17 protein-coding genes are annotated in these 21,812 nt (G+C 44.0%); 7 read left to right on the forward strand and 10 right to left on the reverse strand.

From position 1 onward, the window contains the following. The first annotated feature begins 82 nt into the window (after positions 1 to 82). Together M5J74_RS15375 and M5J74_RS15380 are read left to right on the forward strand one after the other, a co-directional pair. Positions 83 to 1,423, forward strand: a complete 1,341-nt coding sequence (locus M5J74_RS15375) for an MFS transporter (RefSeq protein WP_241994378.1) — start codon at positions 83 to 85, stop codon at positions 1,421 to 1,423. A 246-nt stretch (positions 1,424 to 1,669) separates the two neighbouring features. Next, positions 1,670 to 2,944 (forward strand): MFS transporter, encoded by a 1,275-nt coding sequence (locus M5J74_RS15380; protein WP_015154957.1) that lies wholly within the window; start codon positions 1,670 to 1,672, stop codon positions 2,942 to 2,944. A 21-nt stretch (positions 2,945 to 2,965) separates the two neighbouring features. On the opposite strand, the gene M5J74_RS15385 is transcribed toward M5J74_RS15380, so the two are convergent. Beyond that, the gene (locus M5J74_RS15385) at positions 2,966 to 3,136 is read right to left on the reverse strand and encodes a hypothetical protein (protein ID WP_250012239.1); all 171 of its coding nucleotides are present in this window, start codon (positions 3,134 to 3,136) and stop codon (positions 2,966 to 2,968) included. Here M5J74_RS15385 and M5J74_RS15390 point away from each other — a divergent pair. Continuing rightward, positions 3,114 to 3,773: a ComF family protein gene (locus M5J74_RS15390; protein ID WP_250012241.1), complete on the forward strand. Its 660-nt coding sequence runs from the start codon at positions 3,114 to 3,116 to the stop codon at positions 3,771 to 3,773. The genes M5J74_RS15385 and M5J74_RS15390 overlap by 23 nt on opposite strands. A 12-nt stretch (positions 3,774 to 3,785) precedes the next feature. Here M5J74_RS15390 and tatC read toward each other — a convergent pair whose 3' ends face one another. Continuing rightward, positions 3,786 to 4,586, reverse strand: coding sequence for a twin-arginine translocase subunit TatC (gene tatC, locus M5J74_RS15395; protein ID WP_106168443.1), 801 nt, complete (start codon positions 4,584 to 4,586; stop codon positions 3,786 to 3,788). Positions 4,587 to 4,792: 206 nt separating this feature from the next. Here tatC and M5J74_RS15400 point away from each other — a divergent pair, with 206 nt between their 5' ends. Then, complete coding sequence (locus M5J74_RS15400) at positions 4,793 to 5,242, forward strand: thioesterase family protein (RefSeq protein WP_106216380.1); 450 nt, start codon at positions 4,793 to 4,795, stop codon at positions 5,240 to 5,242. 2 nt (positions 5,243 to 5,244) lie between these two features. Here the strand turns inward: M5J74_RS15400 and M5J74_RS15405 are convergent, their stop codons facing one another. After that, positions 5,245 to 7,125 (reverse strand): choice-of-anchor X domain-containing protein, encoded by a 1,881-nt coding sequence (locus M5J74_RS15405; RefSeq protein ID WP_106216381.1) that lies wholly within the window; start codon positions 7,123 to 7,125, stop codon positions 5,245 to 5,247. Between the two features lie 240 nt (positions 7,126 to 7,365). Further along, entirely contained in the window at positions 7,366 to 9,558 is a 2,193-nt protein-coding gene (locus M5J74_RS15410; protein WP_250012243.1) for a transglycosylase SLT domain-containing protein, read from the reverse strand. Positions 9,559 to 9,731: 173 nt separating this feature from the next. Between M5J74_RS15410 and M5J74_RS15415 the strand changes: the two genes are divergently transcribed. Continuing rightward, entirely contained in the window at positions 9,732 to 9,971 is a 240-nt protein-coding gene (locus M5J74_RS15415) for a hypothetical protein (protein ID WP_250012246.1), read from the forward strand. On the opposite strand, the gene M5J74_RS15420 is transcribed toward M5J74_RS15415, so the two are convergent. The 6 genes from M5J74_RS15420 to M5J74_RS15445 all read right to left on the reverse strand — a co-directional run bounded on the left by M5J74_RS15420 (position 9,961) and on the right by M5J74_RS15445 (position 16,327). After that, positions 9,961 to 10,695 carry a 2-phosphosulfolactate phosphatase family protein gene (locus M5J74_RS15420; RefSeq protein ID WP_106216383.1) on the reverse strand — a complete coding sequence of 245 codons (735 nt, stop codon included), beginning with the start codon at positions 10,693 to 10,695 and terminating at the stop codon, positions 9,961 to 9,963. The genes M5J74_RS15415 and M5J74_RS15420 overlap by 11 nt on opposite strands. 222 nt (positions 10,696 to 10,917) lie before the next feature. Further along, positions 10,918 to 11,271, reverse strand: a complete 354-nt coding sequence (locus M5J74_RS15425; protein ID WP_106168447.1) for an MGMT family protein — start codon at positions 11,269 to 11,271, stop codon at positions 10,918 to 10,920. A gap of 137 nt (positions 11,272 to 11,408) precedes the next feature. Then, positions 11,409 to 12,776 (reverse strand): cellulase family glycosylhydrolase, encoded by a 1,368-nt coding sequence (locus tag M5J74_RS15430; protein WP_106216384.1) that lies wholly within the window; start codon positions 12,774 to 12,776, stop codon positions 11,409 to 11,411. Between the two features lie 163 nt (positions 12,777 to 12,939). Then, positions 12,940 to 13,764 (reverse strand): hypothetical protein, encoded by an 825-nt coding sequence (locus M5J74_RS15435; protein WP_106216385.1) that lies wholly within the window; start codon positions 13,762 to 13,764, stop codon positions 12,940 to 12,942. Next, positions 13,749 to 14,834, reverse strand: a complete 1,086-nt coding sequence (locus M5J74_RS15440; protein WP_106216386.1) for a hypothetical protein — start codon at positions 14,832 to 14,834, stop codon at positions 13,749 to 13,751. The genes M5J74_RS15435 and M5J74_RS15440 overlap by 16 nt, the downstream gene beginning before the upstream one ends. Next, a complete protein-coding gene (locus M5J74_RS15445) occupies positions 14,831 to 16,327 on the reverse strand; it encodes a hypothetical protein (protein WP_250012249.1) in 1,497 nt (498 codons plus the stop codon). Before M5J74_RS15445 ends, M5J74_RS15440 begins: the two co-directional genes overlap by 4 nt. A gap of 1,126 nt (positions 16,328 to 17,453) precedes the next feature. On the opposite strand from M5J74_RS15445, the gene M5J74_RS15450 reads away from it, so the two are divergent. Both M5J74_RS15450 and M5J74_RS15455 read left to right on the forward strand, forming a co-directional pair. Continuing rightward, entirely contained in the window at positions 17,454 to 19,469 is a 2,016-nt protein-coding gene (locus M5J74_RS15450) for a cellulose biosynthesis cyclic di-GMP-binding regulatory protein BcsB (protein ID WP_250012260.1), read from the forward strand. Then, positions 19,466 to 21,763 (forward strand): glycosyltransferase family 2 protein, encoded by a 2,298-nt coding sequence (locus M5J74_RS15455; RefSeq protein WP_015154970.1) that lies wholly within the window; start codon positions 19,466 to 19,468, stop codon positions 21,761 to 21,763. Before M5J74_RS15450 ends, M5J74_RS15455 begins: the two co-directional genes overlap by 4 nt. The last annotated feature ends 49 nt before the right edge of the window (positions 21,764 to 21,812 follow it).

Below are 21,812 nucleotides of genomic sequence, written 5' to 3' on the forward strand. Positions count from 1 at the left end.
CAACTATGAATCTTCTGTATTTATAGTTCCCAATTTGTTACAAAATTTACTTTCATATGACGTATCAATACTTAAAGCTTCAATGAATTTTTTTCAGAAAAATAACTTTTCGTCTCTGTTGCCGTCGCTGAACTCTCAAGTTTGGATTTTGGCAAGCGGTCGCTTCCTATCAAATGTAGGTACGGGGTTTACCCTGTTTTACGCGCCAATTTTTTTCGTCAACCAAGTCGGCTTATCTGCCACTGCTGTCGGCTGGGCGTTGGGTAGTGCTTCTATTTCTGGAGTTGTGGGACGAATTTTGGGGGGAGCATTTTCAGATTCACAGTTTTGGGGTCGTCGTCGCACTCTCTTACTATCAGCAGCGATCGCGGCGATCGCCTGTTTTGTCCTCGCCATTACTCCAGATTTCACCACTTTAGTTATCGGCAACTTACTCCTGGGACTGGGACAAGGTTTGTATTGGCCCGCAACTGAAGCTGTTGTTGCCGATGTAACATCCACCGACCAACGCCGCGAAGCTTACGCCGTGACTCGCTTAGCCGACAATCTCGGTCTAGGGATGGGAATTGTATTTGGTGGCGTTTTGATTGGGACGACAGGAGCTTATCGAGCGCTATTTATTTTAGATGGGTTATCGTTTCTAATTTTCTTAGCCGTCGTCTATTTTGCGATCGCTGAAACTCGACCGCAGGAGAATCAAACTGGAGCGTTTGCGCCTGGGAGTTGGCAAATAGCCTTGAGCGATCGCAGCTTATTAGTGTTTGCGATCGTCAATATTATTTTTACAACTTACATCGCCCAGCTACACAGCACCCTACCCCTTTATCTGAAAAATTTTGTTCCAGTTGGCAGTGGAGGTCAAGGATTTACTGAAACTACAATCAGCATTTTATTCGGCTGGCATATGGCTATGGCGATCGTGACTCAGTTACCTGTGGCACGCGCTTTAAAACGTTTTACTCATCCTCAAGCTTTAACAATCTCTGCCTTGATGTGGACTTTAGGCTTTTTCTGTATTTGGATAACAGGAACAGTTGCTAGTGGTCAAATCACTTGGGCAATTTTAGCTTTAAGTCTACTGGCGATCGCCACTGTTGCTTACACTCCCTCTGCTTCCGCATTGATTACCGACCTCGCACCTCCAGCTCAAATTGGTATCTACTTTTCCATCAACTCTCTATGCTGGGCAGGCGGGTATTTCATCGGACCGCCCTTGGGTGGTTGGGCATTAGACCAGTCAGCCGCGATCGCAGATAGTTTTTGGTTGGGTTCAGCCCTTAGCGTGGCGATCGTCGTGGGAATTTTACAGTATTTACGCCGCTTATTAGGGAGCAGGGAGCAGGAACGAGCTGGGAGCAGTGGGGGGACAAGGAGGACAAGGAAGACAAGAAAGACAAGAAAGACAAGGGGGACAGGGGAGTAATTCTGGTTCCACCAGCCACCAGTCACTAGCCACTCTTTACTGATAACAGATAATTACAATCAGGGGAAATACGCAAGGCAAAAGTTAATTTGGAAGAATAAAATTAATTGCCTTCCAGTTAAGTCTTGAAGAGGCTGCGATCGCAGCCGATTGATGTATTTGTGAAAGACAAATGCAAAAATTTTTCATGCCTAGATCGGTAGGTATTTGTTTACCTGTCCGCAGCTTTGCTGTTTTTCGTCAGAAATGAAGTTTATAATTAAGTATCAATTTACTTCCTGGTTGCCACAGCTTAATTCACAAGTTTGGATACTGGGAATTGGTCGTTGTATTTCCCAACTAGGTATCGGTTTTACCTTATTTTATACAACCATATTTTTTGTCAATCAGTTAGGATTTTCTGCCACTAGTGTTGGTTTAGCTTTAGGAAGCGCATCAGTTGCAGGCATATTGGGTCGGTTGGTGGCAAGTTCTTTATGCGACTCGTCCGTATGCGGTCGCCGTCGAACTCTATTACTTTCCGCCACGTTAAGCGCGATCGCCGCAGCCATCTTAGCCGCAACCAATAGCTTTGCACTCTTAGTTATCGGGAACTTACTGTTGGGGTTTGGACAGGGTTTGTACTGGCCCACTATTGATACTGTCATCACCGATTTAATTTCTCCCTCACAATGCCAAGACACTTTTGCCGTGATGCGAGTCATGGACTATGTAGGCTTAGGTGTAGGAATTCTTCTAGGTGGGGAAATAGTCGGTTTAACAGGCGCATATAGAGCGTTGTTTTTGTGCAACGCTGTAGGATTTGTTGTTTTCTTCATGCTGGTCTATACAAAAGTTACAGAAACTTACCAACCGCAGAAATCAAGTTCTCGAATTAAAGGCAATTGGTCAGCAGCCTTGAGCGATCGCTGTCTTTTGGTCTACGCGATCGCTAATACGATGGCGGTTGTATATGCCTCGCAGTTTCAAGCCGTGCTACCTCTGTACTGGAAAAACTTCGCCGTCGCAGATAGTACGGTCGAGCAAGGATTTTCAGTCACCACAATTAGCATCCTGTTTGGCTGGCACGTACTTTTAGCGATTGTTTGTCAATTACCAATTACCCGTGCTTTGAAGCGCTGGAGTCCCCCTCATGCAATGATCTTTTCTACCTTAATGTGGGCATTAGGTTTTGTTGTCATTTGGGTAACAGGTATAGCGCCATCGGTTCGCCTCGGCTGGGCGATCTTAGCAACAGAAATTTTTGCGATCGCTGCTGTATCCCTAACTCCTGCTGCGGTATCGATCGTCAACAGCTTAGCTCCCCCCTCACAACGCAGCGTTTATTTCGCGATCAACTCCCTCTGTGGTTCGCTCGGCTACATCATCGGTCCTCCTTTAGGAACATGGGTATTAGATCGATCGCCTCAGATGGCAGATAGATATTGGTTGTTTTTAGCTGCGAGTACAGTATTCACGATCGGCATTTTGCAATACCTGCATCGTTTGTTGCAACAACGAACAGTTGTCAGTTATCAGTAACTAGTAGCTGGTGACTAGTGGCTAGATTTTCTCCCTCAGTTCCCGATCGCTTTGCGATTCTCTCTTCTCCCCGACTCTTGTACGGGTGGGTTTTGAACCAAGATATATTGCCTCATCTGCGCGATCTTTCACTAAACCGCCCCTACGACTCCCTACTCCCTGCTCCCTCATGTGGACTGATGTAATTAGCATATTTCTCAAGTCAAATTGCCCTTTATGTCAGCGTCCGACTGGGAAAGTATTCTGTGTTGATTGCACCAGACAACTACAGCACTGTCAACTAAGCGATCGCCATGTCCGTTCTACAACAGAAATCCCAGTATTTGCTTGGGGAATCTATGGAGGAGCGCTCAAACGGGCGATCGCGGCTCTAAAGTACGAGAAAAAATCTCAAATCGCTCAACCGTTAGGGTTCTGGCTGGCTGATGCTTGGTTAAATCTCCCATCGACTTCAAGCCAGCCAATTGTCATTCCAATTCCACTGCACGCAACCAAGTTAAGGGATCGCGGCTTCAACCAAGCGGAGTTATTAGCGCGGAGTTTTTGTCAGATGACGGGGCTAAAATTGCGATCGCAGGGATTGGAGCGCACGCGCCAAACTGTACGCCAGTTTGAATTACCTGCAAACGAGCGAGAGCAAAATTTAGTTGGAGCCTTTCACCTCGGGTCGGATTTTCGTCACCGTCGCCCTGTACGTCCAGTTTTGATCTTAGACGATATCTATACAACTGGCGCAACAGCTCGCTCAGCCGCTCAGACTTTGCGTCAAGAGGGGATTCAAGTTTTTGGAGTCGTGGCGATCGCTGCTACTTTGAAAGGAAAGGGCTAAAAATCACAAATCTTATTTGCCCAAAACTTTAACTATACCAATACCACCAAAGTAGAGCGCCAGCACCGCACCCGCGAGCAGAGATTGAGTTATCGGATCGGTAGAGGGTGTTAATACTGCTCCCAAGACTACCGCACCTAGCAAGACAAAGCGCCATCCCGACAGCATTTTGGCAGAAGATACAATACCCAATATACCGAGTAAGGCTTGGATAATGGGAATCTGAAACGCTAAACCGATGCTGAACATGAACAGCAAGACAAATTCAAAGTAGCGATCGATCGACCATAGTTGTTCTACTACATCTGCTCCGTAGCTGATAAAGAAATTTAATGCAGCTGGAATCAGTACCAGGTAAGCAAAGGCTAATCCGGCTCCAAACAGCACGGTAGAACCTAAAACGATTGGTGCAATTAAGCGGCGTTCGCGGCGTGTCAATCCTGGTAAAACAAACTGGACGATCTGGTAGAGGATGAATGGACTGGCTACAAGTAAACCGCTGTAGCCTGCGACTTTGATCGAAACAAAAAAGTATTCGCCTGGAGCCAGTTGTAGAAACTTAACTCCCTGTGCTGGCACTTCTAATAATCTAACAATCGGTTTGACGGCTATGAAACAGCCAATAACCCCTACGACTACAGCAATTAGGGCATAGAAAATCCGCTGCCGCAACTCCTCTAGATGCTCGAACAGGGACATTTCCACTTCGTCAGGCAGTTCGTTCAGATAAGAATCTTGCTCTTGAACCGCTGGCTCGATGTCATTATTTACATCTGCCTGAGATGCAGTGTCAACTTCAGAGGGTGGTGTCATTACTCAAGCCATTTCCATATCTGATGAATATTGTATCTGTAATGAAGGGAGCAGGGAGTAGGGAGATCTAGCTTTTGCCTCCTCTTTATCTTGCCTCATCGAAAAATTGTCCTGTTGTCACTGGCTGGTGACTACGATATCTTGTCACTAGTGAGTTAAGAAGATTTTGGTCGCGCAAAGACGCAGAGGCGCAAAGAATAAAAGAAATGAAGAAGATTTGTTTAGATTTAGAGATTTACACCTATCAGATCGATTTTGTCGGTCATGTGAATAATTCTGTTTATCAGCAGTGGATGGAAATTGGAAGGACTAAGTTGTTAGAAGCGGTAGGAATGCCAATTCACGCGATCGCAGAACGCGGTTTTGTGCCTATATTGGTTCAAACAAATATTACTTACAAAAATCCTCTCTATTTAGGCGATCGCGTGCGCTTAGAGTTATGGCTTTCCGAACTCAGAGCTGCATCTGCCATACTAGATTTTCGCTTTTTTAATGGTGACAATACGTTGATAGCAGAAGCACAGCAAAAAGGACTATTCATCGATCGAGAAACTAAGCGTCCGCGTCGATTGCCAACGAAGGAACGAGAATTATTTAATGCTTATGTAGTTTCTGAATTTAGCGCTAATTCCAATCGAGAAACAGCAAAAGTGTAGCTTTATTTATCTTCTGGTGAAACCTTGACTTCTGCACTAGTTTGAGTTAAGTTGCCAGCACTGTCTCTAGCGGTATAAGTAATCGTATAAATTCTCGGTTGTCCGTTTTTAGATTTTGCTCTTAGAAAAACCCGTCCATCTGAATTAATTTCAATATCTTCTGAGGTTAAGCGATCGCCTCGAACAATTTGTCCATCGTTGGTTGTAATTGAGCCGATCCTATGTGATGGATTCGGATCGATATTGTCGCTTACCTGCGCGTTAACTTTTATTTCTACTAGGCGATCGTCTGCTGGTTTTAAAATAGTAGGTTCTACGCTAAAACTGATTTTTGGTGGTTCTCGATCTGGGATAAATCCTTCAAATTGAGCCGCCGTAAAGCTGGGAATGGGAAGATCGTCATCTGTATTTAAAGATCTACTACCACCGTACACAATAAAACCTTGAATAATGTATGGCGGAGGAAGTTTTTTATCGCCAATGGCTGCACCATTAAATCTGAGTTTTAGTTGCGCGTCTCCAGCCGCAAATGAACCTTCTCCCGCTGCTAGATTGATAACAGTGCGATCTTTTGTTGCGAGTGAGGCACTCCATTTATAAGCACCACTATACAGGAAATTTACAGGTATTGTAACATCAAGATAATCGAATTTACCATTATTATTTATATCTATCCCTACAGGTTTAGCACTACCATTTAATAGAATTGCTTCTCGTTGAAACTGTGCTATTTTGTAAGCTTTAGTGTTGCCTAAGTTGATAACTCGATCTTTGAGAGCGTAGGCATCTCCTTCTAAAAATACCTCGCTCACCTGGTAGGGAGCATCGACTTTTAAATATTCTTTAATATCTTCGGTATCAAATTCGATTTCAGGACTGACATTACCAATTGGTAACTTAACTCTTGTATTTTGAAAGAATGATTCGCTATTACTAGCCTTGAGAGTCACTTTAATAAAGTATTCTCCAGCTTCTAAGACGCGAATAGCAGGAGATATGACAATGCGATCGAATAATCCATCGCCGTTAGTATCGATACCGCGATCGCTAAACGATTTTAAAAGTCTAGCAGTTCTGCGAATAACTTTGAAATCTGTAAAAACGTGACGCTGAAATAAATTGCCTTTTGAGGTTTTACCTTCTATATTTGCATTTACCAGAAATTCTCCGGGTTCCCTAGCTTTGATAGATGTGGTAAATATACCATCATTAACAGCGCGATCGCCATTTAAGCCATCGTCGCGGAATTGAAGAGGGTGCTTTTGTAACGTTCGATCTCCCAGTCTTTGAATAACAGCATTAATTGCAATTTTTTGAATCGGATTTCTATTTTCTAAAGCAGCTAATTCTAATCTAATATTGCTATTTAACCAATTTTCTTCTCTAGCACCTTGTATACCCGCAAAAATAGTACTATCTGTTAATAAGGTAAATTTAATATCTTGTTGTGCGTCGGTAGAAACTTTTTGTTGAATAACATACTTCCATTTTCCAGGTAGAGGGTTAAAGAGTTTAAATATTTGTAAGACTGTCGATTCTGAATCTGGAGAAAATGAAAAAAAGATACTTTGAAATTTGGAATTATTCTGAGTACGCTTAGAAAAACGTTCGCTGTTGGGAGAAATCAATTCAATTTCAGTATTTTTCGAGATGTTACCAAACAGCAAATTTATTTCACTCGCATCGTCTATAATTACAGTACCTTCAATTCTATGATTTGAAGCTTTCAGAATGTAATTTTTTCGTTCTTGTTCTTGCATTCTGCTAAAATCAATAAGCTGTTGCGGATTTTCAGTTTGTGCGCTAGCAGGCAAAGAGATAATTACAGCAAACACTAGTAATGCACCAATAATTTGAGATGTCTTTTTCGTAAGTTTACTCATGCCAAAATTAGCCTAGATTTGCGATCGCCTAGAGCAAATTTATCCTCGAACCTATTTTCACTCCAACAGTAATTTCACCAGATTACCATCTGGTGTGCGATCGCAATCGCCGTACAATAGATAAGGCTAATGTTTTGCTAAACTGCGTAAACATTTACATCTATTATCAAATATTTTGAAAAGTTAAATTTAAGATTTAAATTCGGCAAGTCCTCCTTTTTAAGGAGGATTTAGGAGGATCTAATTACTTGCTACATCAATTGACATCGACGGATGCACGTCAGAATATTTAGCAACTAATCGAGAAACTTGTGGGTTGTATAATCGCAGATAATTCCAATAATTCCCGAATACTTGACGCACGTATCCCTGCGTTTCTCCAAAAGGAATTGATTCCACAAATTCATCGGGATCTTGAGTATTGAAACGCTTTAACCATTTTTCTACGTTGCTCCAACCAGCATTGTAACTCGCGATCGCCAACAATGAATAATTATCAAACCGATTGTGGGTGTAATCCATATACCAGGTTCCTAGTTGGATATTATCCTGGGGATTTTCTAAATTGTACTCAGATACATTAATTTTTTCTGCTATGTATTGAGCTGTACCAGGCATTACTTGCATTAATCCTACTGCTCCAGCTACAGAACGAATTGTCGGTTCAAAACGTGATTCTTGACGAATTAAAGCCGTGACTAAAAGCGGATTGAGCTGATGTTGTTGCGCCCAAGTTTGAATTAATGGTAAGTAAGGAAAAGGATAACGTGCTTGCCAATAGCCTAGCTGTTTACTCAAATTTTGATATTCTGCTTTTTCTAAGGGAATATCTCTGTCTTCTAAAGTGGAAATTTCATTAATACCAATTAAGTTTTCTCCCTTCGCCAAATACATTAAACCATCGGTAAATTGTTCGGCTACAGTTGGTTTTTCTGGATTGCTGTATTCTACCTGCCATAAAGCTATAGCATCAGCATCTTGCCCTAATTGATAAAGCTCTTTTAAAGCAGGAGAACCAGCAAGCGGAAGGACACGTTGAGGCAATGAAAAATCGGGGTTTATCTGACGTACAGTTGTAAAATCACCAACATCTAAACCCAAAAGTGTAGCCGATCGCCACGCATAATAAGACTGGGGAAACTTACTCAAAACATATTCAAAAGCAGTTTTAGCATCCTCATTTTTGCCTAATTTCTGTGCCCATTTCCCGATCCAAAAAGCCGATCTAGGTGCGAGAATATGTTCGGAATTGCGCTGAGGAATAGCTTCTGCCCATCTCGTTGCGGCTTGATAATCTTTTTTTGCAGCTTTTTCTTGTGCGACTTGCCAGCGATATTCCGCTGCGGCATCTGAATCGCTATATTTATCTAATAATAATTGTCGGACTTTGGCAGCAGATTGCTTACTATTCAGATTGTCGAGTAAATTTGCTTTTGCTACCAATGCTTCCCCTGCTTGTTTGGGAAAACGATTGACAATCCGATCTAAATATGAAATAGCTTCTTTCGGTTTGGATATCCGCGCCAATCGCATCAGCGCCATTCCAGATTCTTCTGCGTTGGGATAAGCAGCTACTAGTTGTTTGTAAACAGAAATAGCTTCTGTTTGTTTGGTACTCAATTGCAATCCTCTGCCCCAGCGATAAACGTTGCGGGGGGTACGAGGCGATTTAGCGTAGGCGACAGCAGCTTTACCATATTCCCGATTCTCCCAGTAAGCTTGGGCGACTGTTTGCCAATGTTGGGGTTTGAGTTGCGCCGCCGACTGACTGACTAAGCGATCTAAAACAGGGACGATCTCCGGCTTCTGGTAGTCATATTGCGCCAAAAGTAACTGCAATCGCGGCTGCTGGGGATTTTCTTGGAGTAGCAAACGGGCAATATCTAAACTGCGGGGATGGCTGGGAAATAGGGCGATCGCTTCTTGCCAATATTGCGGTTCGTTTTTCCCCAGCACGAACAAGGCTTCTGCTGCTACCGGACTTTTAGAATGGCGCTGGAGTAAGTCTTGCCAAGCGGCTTGAGTTCTTACCTTATCTCCCGTCAAAGAATAGGCTTGGGCGCGTTTGAGGGCGATATGAGCCGCTAGTTCGGGATAATCTTTTTCTAAATCTTGCAAAACCGCGATCGCTTTGTCGCCTTGCCGTTGTATGATAAGGTCGCTCGCTATAAGGTAACGGGCGCGGCTGCGCTCGCGAGAGCTAGATTGTTGGGCGATCGCTTGTAATCGTCCTGCTCTCTCGCTGGGAGAAAGAGAAACTAGGGATAAAACTCCTGATTTTGGAATATCTAAGCCGTTTTTTCCTTGCGGTCTCAGCAGAGCAATTCCGTTTTCTCGGTAGTTATTGTAGTTAGCAACTATTAGCGGTACACCCAGTAGAGCAACAAATAAGCATACCCCAGCGGCAAAAGCATAAGATCGTCGCTGCAACATAAAGATTAAGTTTAGTTAACCTGAACTTTAGATTAAATCTCTGCCAATCTAGCATTCCCAATTGGCAACTGGCTGCTGCGATCGCTTTTAATTTTTCTGAAAAACAGGGAGTCGGGAGTCGGGAGCAGGAAGTAGGACAAGGGGGAACTCGCTCTTCCCCGCGACCGAAGGGAATGGGGATTAGGGGCGAAGGGGGACAAGGAGGACAAGGGAGCAATTCAAAATTCACGCATTCAAAATTCAAAATTCCCCGCACCCTACACCCTACAACGCTAGTTGCTTCAGGGCGCGGAACCCCCCGCACCGCACTGGCTCCCCCACACCCCTTCTTCATGCACTACTTACTACTCGCTCCTGTGTGTCTGCTGTGTGACGTGGAGTTAGAATCAGTGTTGGCATCAATTACAGCTTGACTAAAACCCCAGGTTCTTTTTGGATCGGAACCACGTTTAATATATCGGTCTGAGAGCAGTATTTTAGATCTTCGTGACAGTCTAGGCGTAACAACCGCTTACCGTGACTGGCTTGGTGCATTAGCTCTAATAACTTATCTTGCCATTGGGTAAATAGCGCAGTCGCGCAGATGACTTCATCGTTACCCGCTATTTCTTCGATTGGTAAGCTAGTCTTCTCCCATAAACTATGGGCGATCGCCCCCGCACAAACTGTATCCTCTAATGAAAAACTGCCTTCCCAACCCGAACCGACAATCCAGACTGTTTCTGGTTGTTTTTCTAACACGTACTTTACTACTGCTGCCCGATTGATCAAAGCTGCTGCCATTACAGTTGGAGCATTCTCGATTTTTTGTAGGGCGCGAGTCCCATTTGTTGTACTAATAAATAATCGTCTACCTTCAACTTTTTCTGGGGTGCAGTCGAGAGGGGAGTTTCCCATGTCAAAGCCTGCAACTTTTCCCCCGCCTCGTTCTCCTGCCCGCAGTCGTTTTTCTGGCGACCATTTATCGCTGACGTGCATGAGTTGTTCTAGATCGCTAAATACTTGAACGGCTTCGCCACCAGCGGCTAGGACAGTTGCTATAGTAGACGTGGCTCTGAGTACGTCTACGGCGATCGCACAATCTGGGTTGCAGTCTCCAGGTACTAATTCTGGAGTGTGATAGACGTATAGCTTCACGGGGGAGCGCCCTATAATTTTAAATTTAATTCAAACTTCCGCAATCTTACCAAAGATTGTTTAACAATTATCTTTGATTTTGGTGCTTGCTAAGTTTGAATGAGAAAGGCGATCGCGAACGGTTTATGCTGTGCAAGTACTATTTCTAGCTTTTCCTTTCAATTGCAATACGTGGTGTCTTTTGTACTATTCAGAAATTCAAATACTTACGATTATAAATTTCTATAGATCGAGAGAACTTAAGATAGTTCCATGCAGCATGTCTCTAGAAGGATGCCACAGATATTCTTTGAGATTGATTTTTCCGGCTGAGTTGAATTTTATTCCTTCTTGCTCTAGCAACGATTTTTGCAAGTAGTCTGCACCATGTCGCAGAGGTGAATAGGAGATTTCGCCTTTTGCATTAATCACTCGCTGCCAGGGAATATCAGAGTTTTTATCTACGCGATAAAGAGCATAGCCGACTAGACGAGCTTTACCATAGAGATTTGCTAAGTCTGCTATTTGTCCGTAGGTGGCTACTTTTCCTCTAGGAATTTGGCGCACTATGTTGTAGATGGTATTGTAGGTAGACATTTGGCAGTTATCAGTTACCAGTTATCAGGGTGTGGGGTGTGGGGTGTAGTGAGTGGTGAATTTTGAATTTTCTTGCTCCCTCAGCTCTCTTTTTCCCCCGATCTCCAGCCACTAGCCACTAGCCACCAGTCACTGTTTCATCGTGGAAATACGTCAATAATTTGATTCAGGTTCATGGCGTAAAATTCATCGCGGTGTGTTATCCCTGCTAATTCCCACAAAAATACGCCTTTTGCGCCCAATGTAAAAGCCTGTTTTGCCCAGTTTCGATAAATTGGAATTCGTTCTTTTTGTAATACAGTAGCTGGGAGAGGAGAACGATCTGTCTTTGACTGACAGCGACACCAGCCCATTTCTCCTAAATACCAAGGTTTATTACCAAATACAGTAGCACGAGATTTTATCCATTCTTCTCCCATTTTTACGTAACTTTCGGGAGTCTGGGGGCGATCTGGTTGTAGTAAATAATCCCAACCACGGCGATCGCGGAATCGTCTACCACACTCGTTAGGTTTGTTAAATTCTACTGCTTCATGGGTATACATGTGGATGCTTCCCATTGTCAAAGTACTATTTGGCGCAAACAGATTAGTTTTTAGATCGATTCCTTCATAATACTGGCTTTCGTTTTTGAGATAATTTAATTGCAAGTCTATAGGAGAATTCAACCAACCCTCTTCACCTGTAGTAATATTAACTTTTGGCAAACTCCTTTTCACAAAACTAGCTTGACGATTTAACCACTGAGCCACTATTTGATGAGAATATAAATTGTTCTCAATCTTTTGATTCTCCATACTGTAGCGATTCTTACCCCGTGGTTCGTTCATAATATCGAGAATTGCCACTTGAGAATATTTTCGACAAACTTGAAGTACGGGTTGAATGTGAGTTTGAAATAATTTTTCAATTGCTGGGCTTGTATAAAAATCAAGGCTATATTTCAAATAATATTCTTCATCTTTGCGGTTGCAATAAGCGTCAAACCATTCTTCTCGCTCGATTTTGCTTACCCATTCTAAATATCTAAGAATACCACCGTACTCGATCCAATAGTTAGCCAAAACAGGCACGATATAGAATTCCATTTCGGCTAATGACTGCATCATTGCGTCTAAAACATCTAGCACTCGACGATCCATTTGTTGAGCCGTCGTCCACAGCATGGCATCAAAATGAAACGGTCGATTGACTCCCTTTTTTACAGTTTGTCTTTTGTCTGAGGGATAGTTATTACCAGCAAGAAACCGAATTGCATTAATTTTACTGCGATCGCGTAATCTCGCTAATCCCAGTTCGTCTTGCAGGTATTTGCGGATAGTTTGACGTAGATTAGCTTGAGGATTTTCCTTTGCTTTCCGATAGCTTTCTGTCAAAAGATAGAAAGCATTAATTCCATAGAAAGGTTCGGAAGCTGCACTATTAGCAGGTAGTAAATGAGTGGCGATCGCTCCCATCGCTGCATACGATCCAGCTTGAATTAATTGCCTTCTAGTTAAATTCATATGAAAGTTAAAAGTCAAAAGCTAAAAGTTAAAATAAACTGAGTTAGAGTATCGGGTTAACTAGCTTAATTTCATAAGCGATCGCTCCACCAAAATTAATTTAACCGTTTGTTGCATCAATACGATAACGTTTTGACTTTTGACTTTCAACTTTTGACTTTCTTTACGGTGATTTTGGTTCTGTAGGGGGCGTAGGTGTTTCTGATTCTGCCTTTTTCCCAGCTCCGAATGTATACCAAATTTGAGCTTCAAAACTGCCACCAAATTCAGTTAAGTTTTTAAAACCACCTACAGACAAAGTTAAATTGTCATTTGCACCCCAACGCATCTGTCCGCCGATTTTGGAAAAATCTTCGTTATCTGATTCTCGCAAGCGATAAATCCCGTAAAATTGGGTTGCGAGGGCGAACCGACGCAATATATCGACGCTGAGTTCTCCAGTGAGACGCAACTCATCGCTAGACGAGCCAAAATAATCGCGATAGCCGACTTCTACAGTTCCATAACCAAAACGCTGTTTGCCAACTTGAAAGCCTCGGCTGACGGGTAAACTCACTTCTAAGCCAACATCTTGATTCCCCGCCCCGGAAGGATCGTCGTCAGCATCGTAACCTAAAGGCACGATGATATTAGCTTGTAAGGCTGTTGCCCAGTAGGGATCGCGGTTGAAGCGCCAGCGAATACCAGTTTCTTGAGGTGCAAAGCCTGAATTTTCATCTCCGCCTCTGTCGTCATTTTTCGACCAAGCAAAGGGTGATTTGAAAATCAAGGTCAAATTGTCTTGTAAACCATGTTCTAGATAAAACTGAATTTCTTGTTTGTGAAAAGTGTCGGTATCGAAATTGCTATAGCTGAGGGAAGTGAAGTTGAAGTTTTTTGGTTGAGTAAATCCCCCTGCTAAACTTGGCAATGATTCTGCGATCGCGCATACTCCGCTGAGTAACACTGTAGCGATCGCTCCTTTGAGGTGCTTTACCCTAAAGCCCATTCTCCCTCCTGTATGACTCCTTTAAAAGTCTTTGCGGCATCTAGGGCATTATAGGGATTATTCTTGTACAAACCGTAGTGCATTAAAGAAAACTTATCTAGTCCCATGTCAGAAACTGTTTTTAACCAACTCGGTTGTGCCATGATCGCAAAGTCTCGCGTCACCGTATCGGCACGACCCCCATTGGGATGAAATTCTTTAATTGAAGGCTCGTAGTGCGACACCATCAAGGATTTGCGGTATTTGGAAAAAATTTCGCAACACTGGCGAATTTGTTCGGGGTTGCCTGGGTCTGGACGCTGAATTTCTGGGTTAAATTCCCCTGCTGGTCTGGGTCGCATCGATTGAAAAGCAACACCATCCATTTGCTGCATCATCTGGGCAAAAGGGGGAATCATGCTTCTACCGCTACCCTTGTTAGGAAAATCAAACGTCACAATCCATCCACCCCAACTGGGAGCTACCCAAGCACTAGGCAACTGACGCTTAATAATTGCCCTCGCCTGCAAAAGATTTTGCATCAGTTTTTGGTAGTATTTTTCGGTTTGGGCGTTATACGTATCTGCGGGTACGCGCCAGTAGGAAAATTCAGTTGCTAGCGTCCAGTAGGTTTGTCTGCCTTTAGGATTGGCTTTACGAATGTATCCAGCTAATTCTTCCAAGTCTTCTAAGTATTGCTGGGAGATGTGATAGTCTCCCGTAGGTAGTTTAGTATCATCTTCCCAGGTAATGACTTGCAAGCTGTAACCAGCAGAAAACCAAGCTGATAGCAACCCTTGACGATGCCAAATTCGCCAGAAACTCAAATCGCCTTGTTTCCCATTAACACAGTTGAGCCACCCAGTGAGAAAATCGGGCGACCAAGCTTGAACTAATTCTCGCACGGCGGGGTTTGCTTTAATCTCTCCTATAAGTTGAGCCGGATCTGCTCCAACACCAAGATGCCAACGGGTAGCGTTGCCTGCTTGCAATACTGGCTCTTTGCCAGCAAAACGGCGATCGCAAAATGTTAGCAGCATCGAAGTGGCAAACAAACCTTGCAAATATTGACGACGAGAATAGCGGTTCATGGTGGGCTAAGGCGTTGCAGAAGCTTATAGTGTGGGTTGCCAAATACCTCCTGAAAATCTTGCAGTGTGCTTTCAGTTAGTTGAGGCCAATAAGATAAAATCCGGTCTTGCTCGCTACCGCGAGTCTGCACCCCTGGAATCAAAATATAATCTGTCAGCAAATCTGGTTGTTGTAAAGCCAAGAAAAACTCGTTTTGATAGGGCAATATAAAGTAGCTAGCATCATTGAGCATGTAAATCACTGGAAAGTTAACTGCATCGTCAAGCAATACTTTTTGACCTGGTAAAAGTTTTTTGTACAACACCTCAGCAATTTGTCTTTGTGCCTGTTTTTGTTGCAGCCATTGTTGTACTGGAATTGTAGTCAAATGTTCTTGACGAGAGATCTGTCGCCAGAAAATAGCTTCTTCTGGTATGACCCGATCTTGTTGTAAGAAAGACGCACCGATCGCCAAATTGGCGACTAAAGCTGCTGTCAGCAAGGAACGCTGCCAGAGTTGAGTTGGGGTTTGGAGTTGGACGATCGCTGGTAGAATTCCTAAGAAAACTCCAAAGCGGCTGACCTCTGCCATAAAGGCTCCCTGAAAAAATCCAGCTACTAAAAGCATGACTGGCAATAGCAAAATTGCTGTAAATAACAGCTTTTGTTTCGATTTCCAGATCGTCCAACCCGCGATCGCTAAATATACAGGCACGACTTGTACTAGCCAAGCGAAGCTCTGCCACCAACTATTCAAAAAATCCTCTTGTTGCAAGAAGATTTTAGTTTCTGCTAATCTCATCCCGCTGTAATGGCTGTTGAGAAAATAGTAGGCATCTCCAGTAAACATCCAGTTCATATACAACCACGTCGCAATCAGGACGAGGCTCATGAATAGGGTGACTAAGATTGCCGTTACTTTAAAATCCCAAGCTTCGGTAGGAAATAACAGCAGAACGATTAAGGCGACTGCGGGTAAAATTAGCCACGCTTCGTAACGCAGTAGCATTAGGGGCGCTAATCCCAGTCCTAATAGAACTAAGAGTAAGGTAGTCGGTAGCGATGGTATTTCTTGCCCTTTCGCCAACATCCATAGCACTGCCATCAGCAGCATCAAGAAAATCGTCACGGCAACCCAAACTGGACTTCGCAGTAGCATTAAGCTAAAAGCGGGGTTCAAGACAATTAAGACAGTCCAAACGCTACGCCAAATCGCAGGAACGGCAATATTGCCCATCTGCCAGACAATTAACCCGACTGCGATCGCCCCTAGCAAGGCTTGCAAGGTAATCGCCGAACCAACAATCAACGTGGAATAGACCAGTAACGGCGGAAAAATGGACACGATCGCCCGATATCGGGGTTCAGCTCCATTGAGGGCTTGCAGTGCTTTTGCTCCCAGAAACTCTGTGTCGTAGTTAGAAAAGCCACTCATATCTAGCCAAGCCAAAATCAGACCCAGCCCGATCAGAGCAATTGCCCCTGCACTTAGCCCTTTCAAAAGATTAGGCATGTCGGAATTGACCAAAGATAGTTCATTTATTTACGTTAATCGGTCGCGGCTATCTCGCGTCCAATTCATTTGACCGTGCTAATGAAACTATTGGTTCTTGTTGCAACTCGTGCAGCAAGCGCAGAGCAAGGAGATACAATCGGAGCGGGCTTCTACTTACCTTGAATTCCCAGAGATCGGATGGGAAATTCTGATGGCAAGACTCAGACCTTCCCTTCTCATGATTCCTCTGTTCGTGCAGGAGGCAGCAGGATCGATCCATCTGCTATTGACTTGCCACCTACTTTTTTCTCGATATACTCGATCTAACTGTTGCCATTTGCTCCAGCCTGCATGTATTAAGTAGTTATGTTTTTTCATATGCTGCACGTTCATGCATATACTCTACGTATATATGGACTCAGGCAAAGCTCCTAACTAGAAATGTGACATAATTTGTTGCCCATATCTTTGAGTCACTGTTTTTATTTATACCATACCTTGAGTAGTTATTTATACTCTATCGAGCGAATATTTGTAGCTCGATCTAGGCTAAAGGTGAAGCGGTCGCTCGGTCTTAAAACTGGAAAACTGGAAACAAAATCGGAACTATAATTGTCAGTGATGTTTTTACAATCAACCAATTAAAAGTTATATAGCAATCTACCTTGTTATCTCAATCTATGTTGCCTGTTAGATTTTGACAACCAGGAGTCAGGAGTCAGAAGAATTAATTGAAGACTTTGTTAGACAAACCCACAGATAGACAAACCCAGATTTATGCAGACCCATAGCCTACGCTCAGACTATTATGCGTACCCTATCGTACAGAGCCAAGGAAGGCGATCGCTCGGTCGAGGCAAACGCAGTGAGATTGTTATATTTGGGTAGTTGCTTTGACTGCCTATTTATTATTTAATAGCTGAATTGCTTGTTAATCTGTTGCAGACCCATATTATAAGCCACTTGTCCAACTTATTAGAATTATTTTTATATAACTTTATGTCGATTGAGACAAGCCATTATGAGTAGTGTTTCTTAACTGGTAAAACATACAAAAAATCAACAGGCGATCGTGCCAACCGATCGAAAATTAGCGAAGATTAAAAATTTTGTGAGAGATTGTGCGACCGATAGGAGAAAAGTCTTGAATAGGAAAAATAGCCGCACTGCGATCGAATTAGGGCTAAGCGCGATCGCGCCTTTGTGCTTGTGTTTGGGAGTTACTCCTACCGTGCTAGCTCAATCAGCAGAAGTCATTTCCCTAAAAACGCTCGGTTATAATCGTTCCATCGTCCTGAGCGGAGTCAATCCAGCAGTTGAAATCAGCGTTCCCGCGCCTAGAGGTGGACTTGACCCTAGTAAGAGTTTCATGGAGCTAAAGCTGGAACCCTCATCGGTACTCAACGAGAATTCTTCCGTGCGGTTGCTCGTCTATGGCGAGCCGATGAAAGTTATTTCTGTCAAATCGCTGCTAGCAAATCCGGTTGTCAAGCTACCTATACCACCTCTGCCTGCCGGAGAATCGTATATTAATGTATCGATCCAGCCCTATTTATTCATCACTAACGATACCCGCCGAGATATACCTACAGGTAATCTATTTTTAAAAGTCAATAAAGATAGTTTTTTCCAAATTACGCCACAGTATACCGATAATAGTATTGATGGCTTCTTCAAGTCTTTCTACAAGCAAATCGATCTCGTCGTTCCCAACCAGCTGAATCGCGATCGCGCCGAAGTTGCCTTGTGGCTGTACAGCGTTTTAGCCTACCAGTTTCGCGAATATCAAATTCCGATCCTCTGGCGTTGGGGTACAGCTCCCGCTACGCCTGGTTCAGCGCAAGTTGTGCTACACAACGACCCGAACGGTCCTGATGTGGAGCGACGGGGAACTGTATTGCGGGTGCGGGCAAATCCCAGAGCCGTACAGTCTCTAGCCGCAGATTTCTATCAGCCAGCTTTAGTAGGGCGGGGTTTAACGCTAGAGAGCGTCGATACCTTTAGACCGAGAGCCAATATCCAAAGCCGTTCGTTTCAAGAACTTGGCGTTCGCAACAGCGTCATCCGCATGTCTGCGGGAACGCAATCATTGCCCCTACAATTCGACTTAGCTCAACTGGGGGGAAGACCGCAAAATTTAGATCTCGCCTTGAATGCCACTTTTACCCCTACCTACGGACAGCAGGGAGAGCGCCTCACCGCGCAAGTTTACCTTAACAATACCTTAATCCAGTCTTACAATCTTCAAGATAAGACCGTTCTAAAAACAACCCTGGCTTTGCCGACTAACCTACTACAGCGGACGAATAATCTAGAGGTGATGTTTGCCTACGCTCCCAACGAAGGCGGTGGAGCAAACAAACCCACGGGTGAAGTGATCGTTCAACTCGATCGGGAGTCGTTTTTGAGTTGGAGCGGCTACCAAGGTCCGACAGGGACTTTAAGCGATTTACCCCATGTGTTTTTGCAACCGGGACAGTTAGTTATCGATACTTCTAGACCCTCATTACTAGCCGCAACAGCTTATCTATTAGGAGCGATTAGTCGCTTGGGGCAGCAACCCGTGTTTCCTCAACTGGTAGATGCGGCATCTGTTCGAGATTGGTCGAATTTACCCAAAGATCAACTCGACAGACCCCCAACGTGGAGACTCATGGCGATCGCGCCTCAAACTCACGCTCTCCCAGCACCAGTACGGCTGAATGAAGGCACGTTTGAAATTTTCAACCCCGTCAATCAAAAGCTGTTACTGCAAGCTCAACCTACAGATCCGTTTGGAATTCTCCAATATTTTAACTATCAAAATACACCTACCCTGTGGTTGAGTTGGTGGGGGCTAGAGCCAGCGATGGCAGAACAGTTAGGACAAGCTTTGGGCGACCCGCGCACTTTGTTAGCCAGCCAGTTAGATGGTAACGTCGTCACCGCCACCGACTCGCGACGAGTCCAAATTTGGGATTTGGGCGATCGCACTCTGCAAGTTAACTACCCAGGGGCGAGAAGCTGGCAAATCTTCTGGCAGCGTTACGTCAACCCTTTAATTGTAGTCGGTTTGATCTTGGGGGGATTCGTTGCTTGGCGAATTTATCAGCGCGTCGGGCGATCGCCTGGTGCTACAGCTACAGCCGCTAATCCAGTTGAAAAAGCTAAAAAACTATGAGGGATTTTCAACCCCAAATTGAGGCTAAACTTCTAGAGTCGGGTTGTCTGACCTCGGAACAATTACAAAAGGCGATCGATTTACAAGCAAAAATTTCTTGTTCTTTAGGTAAAGCCTTATGGAGCTTGAATTTTCTGACACAGGCAGAGTTTTTGCACCTGATCGGCACTATTAGCGGACACATCTTACTCACAGATTGGTTAGTCGTCTCTGGCAGCGTCCTCGACTTTAGCATTGCCAAAACTTTTGAGCCAGCGTACTTGCGGGAGTTAGGTTTTTTTCCCTGCGCTTGGCAGGACAGCAATACCCTAGTGGTAGCCGTAGAAGAACCGAATAATATTGCGATTAGGCAAGCGATCCGCAGCCATTGGTCGCAGGTCAAAATTTACGAAGTTCTCGCTACCGAAAACCAAATTTTCAGCTTGGTATTTGAGGAAAACCTGGCTGCGGAACTACTCGACAAGGGTAGATTGACGGTAGCACAATGGCAGGAAGCCCAAGCGATTCAACAGCGTACCGGATCGCCATTGGGAGAAATTCTGCCGCGCTTGAATTATTTGCGACCGATTGACTATGTAGAAGTCCTTTCTCTGCTAACAGGTTTGAGCATTTTTTCTCGCTTAGCCGGGGCGGGAATTAGGCAAATCGACTTAAAACTCATGCACCGCTTTGACCCGCAAGTGATGATGGGCGATCGCTTCATTCCCTTGGCTTGGGTTAAACCGCACGCCCTCATGGTTTTGGTGCATGACCCCTTCGATTTAGTTGTAGAAGCTGCGATCTACGCTCAATTTCCTGGGGTGGAACTGGTTAAAGTGTTGGGGACAGAGAATGACATTACGCGAATGCTCGATACCTGTTATCGTCAAGAATTCAGCCGCCGTGCCATTTACCAACTCATGGCGCGATCGCCAAAAGACTCTGCGGCAAGGGTTTTTACCCCCGCTCAAATTGCTGTTGGCTATATTTTATTTGCCATAGTTTTATGGGGTTTGGCATTTGACTGGTGGCATACGCTAGCATTTTTAATCGCCGCCTTGAATATTTTCTTTGGCGGTGCGGTGATGTTCAAATTGATTTTGAGTTTAATTGGAGCCGCCGATCGCACTCACCAAATTACTAAAGTAGAAGTGAATTCGATCGACGAGCAAACTTTGCCCACATACACTGTTTTAGTCCCAGTTTATAACGAACCAGAGGTGACACCAATTTTAATTGATGCCCTCAGTAAACTCGACTATCCGCACGAAAAGCTCGATGTTCTACTCTTGTTAGAAGAAAAGGATTTAGCCACAATTAACGCCGCCCAAGCTGCTAATCCGCCACGCTATATTCGTTTTATTTACATTCCCGATAGCCATCCAAAAACCAAGCCGAAAGCTTGTAACTACGGTCTTTCCTTTGCCAGAGGAGAATATTTAACTATTTACGATGCTGAAGATATTCCCGATCCCGACCAACTCAAAAAAGCAATTTATGCCTTTAGAAATGGCTCGCCGGATTTAGTTTGCGTCCAAGCTGCGCTCAATTACTATAACCGCGATGAAAATTTTTTGACGCGGATGTTTACCTTAGAATATTCCTATTGGTTTGACTATCTATTACCAGGATTAGAAACTTTAGGGCTACCGATCCCCCTGGGAGGAACGAGCAATCATTTTCGTACCGATCGCCTGCGTGAATTAGGCGGTTGGGACCCTTTCAACGTCACCGAAGATGCAGATCTCGGAATTCGTGCCAGCAAGCGGGGATATACAGTAGGGGTGATTAACTCCACGACTTATGAGGAAGCTAACTGCGAGTTTAAAAACTGGGTTCGGCAGCGATCGCGCTGGATTAAAGGCTACATGCAAACATGGTTAGTCCACAATCGCGCCCCCCTTAAATCGCTACGGAAACTAGGCTTAAAAAGCTGGCTTGCCTACCAATTTTTAATTGGAGGCACGGTGCTGATTTTTCTAATTAGTCCGATCTTGTGGGTATTGTTGATTTACTGGCTTGCCACCCGTGCTTATTGGTTAGAAAATTTAATTCCTGGGTGGGTTTTATATATTTCTTTATTTAATCTTAGTATTAGCAATGCTTTAGGTATATATTTGAATATGATTGCAGTATTTCGGCGACGCTACTATAAACTTTTATTGTATGCGTTGCTCAATCCTTTATATTGGCAGTTCCATTCCATAGCCGCTTATCTGGCTTTATGGCAATTGTTCGCCAAACCTTATTATTGGGAAAAAACTATTCATGGACTTAGTAAATTTACCAAAACATATTTACAATTCTCCGAGTGATCGGCTCGCCCAATCTTTGCCAAAATCAGAGGAAGGCGATCGCGCTAGC

It is taken from the genome of Chroococcidiopsis sp. CCNUC1, from assembly GCF_023546805.1.
Classification (GTDB): domain Bacteria; phylum Cyanobacteriota; class Cyanobacteriia; order Cyanobacteriales; family Chroococcidiopsidaceae; genus Chroococcidiopsis; species Chroococcidiopsis thermalis.